The sequence below is a fragment of the Kitasatospora sp. NPDC058965 genome (assembly GCF_042741245.1).
Taxonomy (GTDB): Bacteria; Actinomycetota; Actinomycetes; order Streptomycetales; family Streptomycetaceae; genus Kitasatospora.
This window is the reverse complement of the sequence record NZ_JBHYKG010000381.1, coordinates 1-7,320: the sequence shown is the minus strand read 5'-3', so window position 1 is coordinate 7,320 and position 7,320 is coordinate 1. Positions and strand designations below refer to the sequence as shown.

The 7,320-nt window shown below is 73.0% G+C and carries 9 protein-coding genes; 7 read left to right on the top strand and 2 right to left on the bottom strand.

Annotation, left to right across the window (positions count from 1 at the left end; translation table 11 throughout):
- Window positions 1-121: 121 nt before the first annotated feature.
- Together ACFW1A_RS36205 and ACFW1A_RS36200 are read right to left on the bottom strand one after the other, a co-directional pair.
- The gene (locus ACFW1A_RS36205; RefSeq protein WP_380417061.1) at window positions 122-1,117 is read right to left on the bottom strand and encodes a helix-turn-helix domain-containing protein; all 996 of its coding nucleotides are present in this window, start codon (window positions 1,115-1,117) and stop codon (window positions 122-124) included.
- 220 nt (window positions 1,118-1,337) lie between these two features.
- Complete coding sequence (locus tag ACFW1A_RS36200; protein WP_380417059.1) at window positions 1,338-2,045, bottom strand: hypothetical protein; 708 nt, start codon at window positions 2,043-2,045, stop codon at window positions 1,338-1,340.
- An 86-nt stretch (window positions 2,046-2,131) separates the two neighbouring features.
- On the opposite strand from ACFW1A_RS36200, the gene ACFW1A_RS36195 reads away from it, so the two are divergent.
- The 7 genes from ACFW1A_RS36195 to ACFW1A_RS36165 all read left to right on the top strand — a co-directional run bounded on the left by ACFW1A_RS36195 (window position 2,132) and on the right by ACFW1A_RS36165 (window position 7,285).
- On the top strand, window positions 2,132-3,019 hold the full coding sequence (locus tag ACFW1A_RS36195) for a LysR family transcriptional regulator (protein WP_380417056.1): 888 nt from the start codon (window positions 2,132-2,134) through the stop codon (window positions 3,017-3,019).
- A gap of 154 nt (window positions 3,020-3,173) precedes the next feature.
- Window positions 3,174-3,902 carry an amino acid ABC transporter ATP-binding protein gene (locus tag ACFW1A_RS36190; RefSeq protein WP_380417054.1) on the top strand — a complete coding sequence of 243 codons (729 nt, stop codon included), beginning with the start codon at window positions 3,174-3,176 and terminating at the stop codon, window positions 3,900-3,902.
- A 59-nt stretch (window positions 3,903-3,961) separates the two neighbouring features.
- Window positions 3,962-4,903: a glutamate ABC transporter substrate-binding protein gene (locus ACFW1A_RS36185; protein ID WP_380417052.1), complete on the top strand. Its 942-nt coding sequence runs from the start codon at window positions 3,962-3,964 to the stop codon at window positions 4,901-4,903.
- Between the two features lie 5 nt (window positions 4,904-4,908).
- Window positions 4,909-5,547 (top strand): amino acid ABC transporter permease, encoded by a 639-nt coding sequence (locus ACFW1A_RS36180; protein ID WP_380417049.1) that lies wholly within the window; start codon window positions 4,909-4,911, stop codon window positions 5,545-5,547.
- Complete coding sequence (locus ACFW1A_RS36175) at window positions 5,544-6,404, top strand: amino acid ABC transporter permease (RefSeq protein ID WP_380417046.1); 861 nt, start codon at window positions 5,544-5,546, stop codon at window positions 6,402-6,404. Before ACFW1A_RS36180 ends, ACFW1A_RS36175 begins: the two co-directional genes overlap by 4 nt.
- Window positions 6,405-6,491: 87 nt before the next feature.
- Entirely contained in the window at window positions 6,492-6,944 is a 453-nt protein-coding gene (locus ACFW1A_RS36170; protein ID WP_380417044.1) for a DUF6325 family protein, read from the top strand.
- A gap of 47 nt (window positions 6,945-6,991) precedes the next feature.
- Window positions 6,992-7,285, top strand: coding sequence for an SHOCT domain-containing protein (locus ACFW1A_RS36165; protein ID WP_380417041.1), 294 nt, complete (start codon window positions 6,992-6,994; stop codon window positions 7,283-7,285).
- The last annotated feature ends 35 nt before the right edge of the window (window positions 7,286-7,320 follow it).

Sequence of the window (7,320 nt, the reverse complement as noted above, 5' to 3'; positions counted from 1 at the left end):
ACGTGGCGCCCGGCGGACACACGCCGCACGCCACTCGGGAATCACGGGTCGGAGAGGCCGTGATATGCCGCTGGAATGCCTTCGGAATTATGTGTGCGGGCGGGGCCGGCCCGCCCGCCGGTCAGCGTGCGCCGGCCACCAGGACGGCACCCTGCGGGGGCACCCGGGACTCGAACGGCCGGGGGTCGAGAGATCGGGTGTCGAGAGGTCGGGGTTCGAACGGGCGGGGAGCCCGGGAGTGGGGTGCGCGCGGGTGGGGTGCCCGGGGCCGGGGTTCGTTCGCCTGCGGCACGGCGGACTGCGGCACGATCGGCTGCGGCACGGCCGGCTGCGGCGCCCGGGTGGCCGACGGCAGCAGCATGACGCAGCGCAGCCGGTGGTGGTAGGCGGGCAGCAGCACCCGGGAGGTCACGGTGATCTGCTCCGACGACACGTGCGGCAGCCGCAACCGGTACCGGTGCCCCTGGCGGAAGGCGACGAACTTCGACTCCCGCGCCCAGATCCGGCGGCAGTCGGGGTCCCGCAGCAGGTCCTGCAGCAGGGCGCCGATCGCCTCCTGCCCGGGCGAGCCGGTGGTCACGGCGAAGCGCAGCATCGCCAGGTAGACCTCGGCATGCTCCTGCCAATCCATGAGCTGGTCCCGGGCCTGCGGATCGGCCAGCGCCCAGCGCATCAGATTGGCCCCCGGCTCCAGCACCCAGGGGAACCACTGGGCCATGAGCGCGTTGTAGCCCAGGATGTTCCAGGACCCGTCCGTCAGATAGGCGGGGAACTGGGTCTGCGCGGTCACCAATTGCAGCAGCGCCAATTGCCCCTCGGCCTCGCCGTCCTCGTCGGCGAGGGCGAGCCCGGCGCCGTCGATCGCCCGGCTGTACAGCACCATGCGTTCGTCGGGCCCCAGCGCCAGCACCTGGGAAATCCGGCCGAGAATGTCACTGGAAAGCGAGACCGGATCACCGGATTCGAGGCCCCGGTACCACCGTTCGCTCACCCCGATGCGGGCCGCGACCTCCTTCTGCGGGAGCGCCTTTTCGCGCCGGAGTTTGACGCCGGCGTCGGCCCGCCAGACGCGCAGGAGTTGGCACAGCTCCAGGGCCCCGGGAGCGGTTTCGGACACGGGCGCGCGACCGTGGTTGTCCATGGTCCCCATCGGTACTGAATTCCCCCTCGTGGCGGTCGGACGGCAGACGTTCGACTCGGCGTCGAGTCTAGGTCATCGGTAACTGTTCGTCGACAGTTCCTCACCGTTGTGTGAAGCAGGCAACAGTGACCGGGCGCCACCGATGACCGAATGATTACCCGCCCTTTACTCACGGGCAATCAACTGCCGCACCGCGTCAGACAGTTGCGTGCTCGACCGCAGCTGCGGCCAGGCCGCTGATCAGCGGGTGGACCCGGGTGCCGTCGCCGTCCAGCTCGGGCTGGAAGAGCGTGGCCAGGAAGAAGGGGTGGGAGGGCAGTTCGGCGATCCGGACCTCCCCGGTGGCGTCCGTCCCGGTGAAGGCCAGGCCGTGCTCGCGCAGCACGCCCAGCAGCTGCGGGTTCGGCCCGTAGTTGCAGTGGTAGCGCGCCTGCATCCGGTCCGCGCCGAGCAGCTGCGCGGCCCGGGAGCCGGGGGCGACATTGACGGTCCCCTCGTGGCCGACCAGCGAGCAGGCGAGCGCGACGATCACGGCGTCCTCGTCGGCGGTGGCCGGGGCGTTCTCGGCATGGCCGGCCCGGTCGAGGCCGCAGACGGTGCGGGCGAACTCCAGCAGGGCGTGCTGGAACCCGCCGCAGGTGCCGAGGAAGGGGATGCCCCGCTCGCGGGCGGTGCGGATCCCCGCCAGCACCCCCTCCTCACTGCGGTAGGGGCTGCCGGGCAGCACCCAGACCGCGTCGAAGCCGTCCAGGCCGCGCCCGGCGTCCTCGGACGGGATCCAGTAGGCGTCCAGCTCCAGCCCGTCCCGCAGGCGCAGCGCCTCCAGCAGACCGGGGACGCGGGCATGCGAACGAACGGCGTCGGAGCGGTCCCCGACCAGGGCGATGCGTGCGGTGCGGTTCATGGCCACCATCCTGCCGAGCAGATCGCATCAGGTCCAACGATGGTTTCTGCATCGAGCATAAGAAATCCTGATGCATACTGCTGCCCATGGATCCGCACCTGCTCCGCACCTTCGTCGCGGTCCTCGAGCACCGCTCCTTCTCGGCCGCCGCCGCGGCGCTGGGCTACACCCAGTCCGCCGTCTCGCAGCACATCGCGGCGCTGGAGGCCGACCTGGGCACCCGGCTGATCGAGCGCCGGCCAGTGGCGCCGACCACGGCCGGGGAGCGGCTGATGGAACACGCGCCCGGCCTGCTGCTGCGGCTGGACGCCGCCCGCGCCGACCTCGCCCGCCTGCACGACACCCGCCCCAGCCGGCTGACCCTCGCCCACACGCCCGCCGCCCTGGGCCCGGCCGTCGCCCGGGCACTGGCCGGGCTGCACAGCTCGGCCCACCCGCTGGACCTCGAAGTCCGGGTTCTCGGGCACCAGGCGGTGATCGAGGAGGTGCTCACCGGCCGCGCCGACGTCGGCCTGGTCGACGGCGCGACCGCGCCCAGCGACCCGCTCCCGCTGCCCGACCTGGGCCCCACCACCACGCTCGCGGCCGCCGAGGAGGCGCTGGCCGTGCTCTTCCCGGACGACCACCCGCTGGCCGGGCGCGGCTCGGTGCGCCTGACCGACCTCAGCCAGGCGCACTGGATCGACGCGCCCGACACCGCGATCCCGCTGGAGCGCCTGCGCGCCGTCTGCCGCACCGACGGCTTCCGGCCCCGCATCCGCCACCGCGGCACCGACCTGCACGGCCTGGCCGCCCTGGCCGCCGCCGGCCACGGCCTCGCGGTGCTCCCGCTGCCGCTGGCCGCGGTGCTGCCCGGCATCGCCGCCGTCCCGCTCTCCCAGCCCCGCCTGGTGCACCGCACCGAGCTCATCCACCCCGCCAGTCCCACCGGGGCCGCCCGGCGGCTGGCCGGGCTGATCGCCGACGCCGCGTGACCCGCCCAACATAACGGTCTGTCATCTTCGCCTTGGTGACGCCCAGTTGTGGGTAGGTAACCGGTCCGGCCCGCGGCGCGCGGGCCGCCGGTTCGAGACGGGGCGCGAGGTGTCCGTGACGGGTGGTCCTGGCAGTGCTGACCGCGTCGACGCGTTGCTGCAGCTCAGGGGGGTCAACAAGCACTACGGCCCGGCGCACGTGCTGCGCGACGTCGACCTCGACGTGCGGGCCGGCGAGGTCGTGGTGCTGCTCGGCGCCTCCGGGTCCGGCAAGTCGACGCTCTGCCGGTGCGTGAACCGGCTGGAGACCGTCGACTCCGGCGAGATCCTGCTGGACGGCACCCCGATCCCGGCCGAGGGCCGCGAACTCGCCCGGCTGCGCGCGCAGGTCGGCATGGTGTTCCAGTCGTTCAACCTGTTCGGCCACCGCACCGTGCTGGACAACCTCACCCTCGCGCCGGTCCGGGTCCGCGGGCTGCCCCGCGAGCGGGCCGAGGCCCGCGCGCTGGAGCTGCTCGACCGGGTCGGGCTCGCCGACAAGGCCACCGCGCACCCGGCCCAGCTCTCCGGCGGCCAGCAGCAACGCGTGGCGATCGCCCGGGCGTTGGCCATGGACCCGCGGCTGCTCCTGTTCGACGAGCCGACCTCCGCGCTGGACCCGGAGATGATCGGCGAGGTGCTGGACGTGATGACCGAACTCGCCGCCGAGGGCATGACCATGCTGGTGGTGACGCACGAGATGGGCTTCGCCCGCCGCGCCGCCGACCGGGTCGCGTTCCTGGACCGGGGCCGGATCCTGGAGACCGCGCCGCCCGACGTCTTCTTCGAGCACCCGACCACCGACCGCGCCCGCGACTTCCTCGCCAAGATCCTGCGGCACTGACGGCCGCCCCCGACCCTCCCGCGCCACCGAGCGCCCCACGCCTGCAAGGAGACCACCGGATGACCTCCCGCACCGCCCTGTCCGTCCCCGCGCTGCTGCTGACCTTGACGGTCGCGGCCGGTCTGACCGCCTGCAGCTCCTCCGGCAGCAAGCTGCCGGCCCCGCCCGGCTCCACCGCCACCGGGGACGGCTACCAGCAGGTGATCGACGACGCGCCGGTGGCCGCCGACGCGGACATCCCGGCGGGCAGCCTGATGGCGCAGATCAAGGCCCACGGCACCCTGAACGTCGGCGGGACCGACTCCGCCGCGCTGTTCGCCCTCAAGGACCCGGTCAGCGGCAAGGTGACCGGCTTCGACGCGGGCCTGGCCGAGATGCTGGCCAAGTACATCATCGGCCGGCCGAGCACCAAGCGGGTCCAGATCGACGTCTCCACCCGTGAAGTGCTGCTGCAGAACGGCACGGTGGACACGGTGATCGCCACCTACACGATCACTCCGGCCCGCGCGCAGAAGATCGCCTTCGCCGGCCCGTACTACTCCTCCGGCGACGCGATCCTGGTCAAGGCGTCCGACACCAGCATCAGCAAGGCGTCCGACCTGAATGGCAAGTCGGTCTGCACCGAGACCAACTCGACCGCCGCCAACGACATCAAGCAGTACGCCCCGAGCGCCCAGGTGGTGCTCTTCCAGACCAACGCCGAGTGCCAGCAGGCCGTCGAGCAGGGCCGGGCCCAGGCCTACGTGCTGGACCAGGCGCTGCTGCTGGGCGACGCGGCGCGGGACAAGAACGTCAAGGTGGTCGGCCAGCCGTTCACCGAGGAGCCGTACGGCATCGGCGTGCCGCAGAGCTCGCCCGCCATGAAGACCTTCGTCAACAACTGGCTGAAGCTGATCGAGCAGGACGGCGAGTGGGCCAAGCTGTGGAAGGCGACCATCGGCACCGAACTGTCCGGTGACGCCCCGACGCCGCCCGTCATCGGCTCGGCCGCCGGGAGCTGAGGCCGGTGCCGACGGGGGTCCTGGGCCAGCTCGGCGACGGCCTGCTGCTCACGGTGGAGATGACCGCGCTGGCCTTCGCGGGCGCGCTGGTGCTGGGGGTGCTGCTGGCGGTCTGCCGGATCAGCCCGGTGCCCCCGCTGCGGCTGGCCGGCGCGGCGTACGTCACGGCGTTCCGCAACATCCCGCTGCTGGTACTGCTGGTGCTGTTCGTCTTCGGGCTGCCCGAGATCGGACTGCTCTACCCGCTGTTCGCGACCGTGGCGCTCACCATGGCGCTCTACTGGGCCGCCTTCGTCTGCGAGGTGGTGCGCTCGGGCGTGCGGACCGTGCCGCGCGGCCAGATCGAGGCGGCCCGGGCGCTCGGCCTGACCTTCACCCAGTGCCTGCGCCACGTGGTGATCCCGCAGGCGCTGCGCTCGATGGTGCAGCCGCTGGGCAACGTCTTCATCGGGCTGGCGCTCGGCACCTCGCTGGCGGCCGCCGTCGGGGTGCCCGAACTGACCGGCCAGGCCCAGCTGGTGACGCTCAAGTACGACAACCCGCTGACCAGCTTCGCGCTGACCACGGCGGTCTACGTGGCGATCACGCTCAGCTCCGGGCTGCTGGCCGGCCGGATCGAGCGGAAGGTGGCGATCGAACGGTGAACGACGACCAGCTCTTCGACGCCCCCGGCCCGCGCGCCCGGCGCCGGATCAGGATCGCCACCGCCGCCTCGGTCCTGCTGCTCGCCGGCCTCCTCTCCCTGGCCCTGCGCCAGTTCGCGGCGCACGGCCAACTGGCGGCGGCCCAGTGGCAGATGTTCTCGCAGTGGCCGATCCTGCGGTTCCTGCTCGACGGCGTCGGCCAGACCCTGCTGGTCACGGCCGTCGCCGCCGCGCTGGCGCTGCCGCTCGGCGCGCTGGTCGCGCTGGTCCGGCTCAGCCGCAACCGCTGGGCCCGGGCGGTGGCCCGCGGCTACGTCGAGCTGTTCCGCGCGGTGCCGCTGCTGTTGCTGCTGTACGTCTTCCTGTTCGGCCTGCCCAGGGCCGGGCTGACCTTCCCGGTGTTCTGGCAGCTGGTCGTCCCGATCGTGCTCGGCAACGCGGCCGCACTGTCCGAGATCTTCCGGGCCGGGGTGCTGGCGCTGGACCGCGGCCAGTCCGAGGCCGCGTACAGCCTGGGCATGACCTACTGGCAGGCGATGGCCTGGGTGGTGGTCCCGCAGGCGGTCCGCCGGCTGGTCCCGAGCCTGGTCAGCCAGCTGGTCCGGCTACTCAAGGACTCCACCCTGGGCTACGTGGTCAGCTTCCTCGAACTGCTGCACAAGGCGCAGGTGCTGGGCGAGTACTACCACAGCGTGCTGCCCACCTACCTGGTCGCGGCGGCCTGCTTCGTGCTGATCAACACCGCGCTGTCCGCGCTGGCCGGGTGGCTCGAACGCCGCTCCGGCCGACCGGTCCGGGCCCCGGAGCGGGCGGCGGACGCCCGGACGGGCGGACCGCAGCTCACCCGCCACAGGTGATCCGCGGACGGGGTGCCGGCTCCTAGCCTCGAACCGTCGCCCGGTCCGGTGGGCCGGGTGGCGGACCCGCGTGGAAGGAGCACCGCCATGGCCGAGGACGTCCTCGCCGAAACCGGGCCCGTCGACTACCTGGTGGTCGAGTTCCCGGGCAACCGCATGACCGGGGAGGGTCTCCCCCTGCTGATCGACCTGGTGGACCGGGGTGTCATCCGGATCCTGGACTTCGCCTTCGTGGGCAAGGACGCCGACGGCACCGTGATGGGCATGGAACTGGCCGACTTCGACGGCGACGGGCAGCTCGACCTGGCCGTCTTCGAGGGCGTCGGCTCGGGCCTGGTCGGCGCCGACGACCTGAGCGAGGCCGCCGCCGTCATCGAGCCCGGCAACTCCGCCGGCGTGCTGATCTACGAGAACCTCTGGGCCGCCCCGTTCGCCGCGGCCCTGCGCCGGGGCGGCGCCCGCCTGGTCGCCAGTGGGCGGATCCCGGTGCCGGACCTGCTGCAGTCCCTGGAGGAGCTGGAGAACGGCCCGGCCGACTGAGCCGGCCGACCGCCCCCGGGCGGAGCCAACGAGAGGAGAGACGCGTCATGCCTGGACTGTTGCGCGGTGTCGCACGCACCGCCGTCGTCGCCGGAACGGCGACCGCCGTGTCCAACCGGGTCTCCCGCCGTCAGGCGGGTCGCTGGGCCCAGCAGGAGACGGCCGCCGCCCCGCCCCCGCCCCCGCCGCCCGCGCCGGCGCCCGCGGCCCCCGCCGCTCCCGCGGCGCCGAGCATGGACGACAAGATCTCCCAGCTGCAGCAGTTGGCGCAGCTGCGGGACCAGGGCGTCCTCACCGAAGCGGAGTTCGAGGCGCAGAAGCAGCGGATCCTGGCCGGCTGACCCGGCCGCCACCCCGCACCGGACCCGCCGCGCAC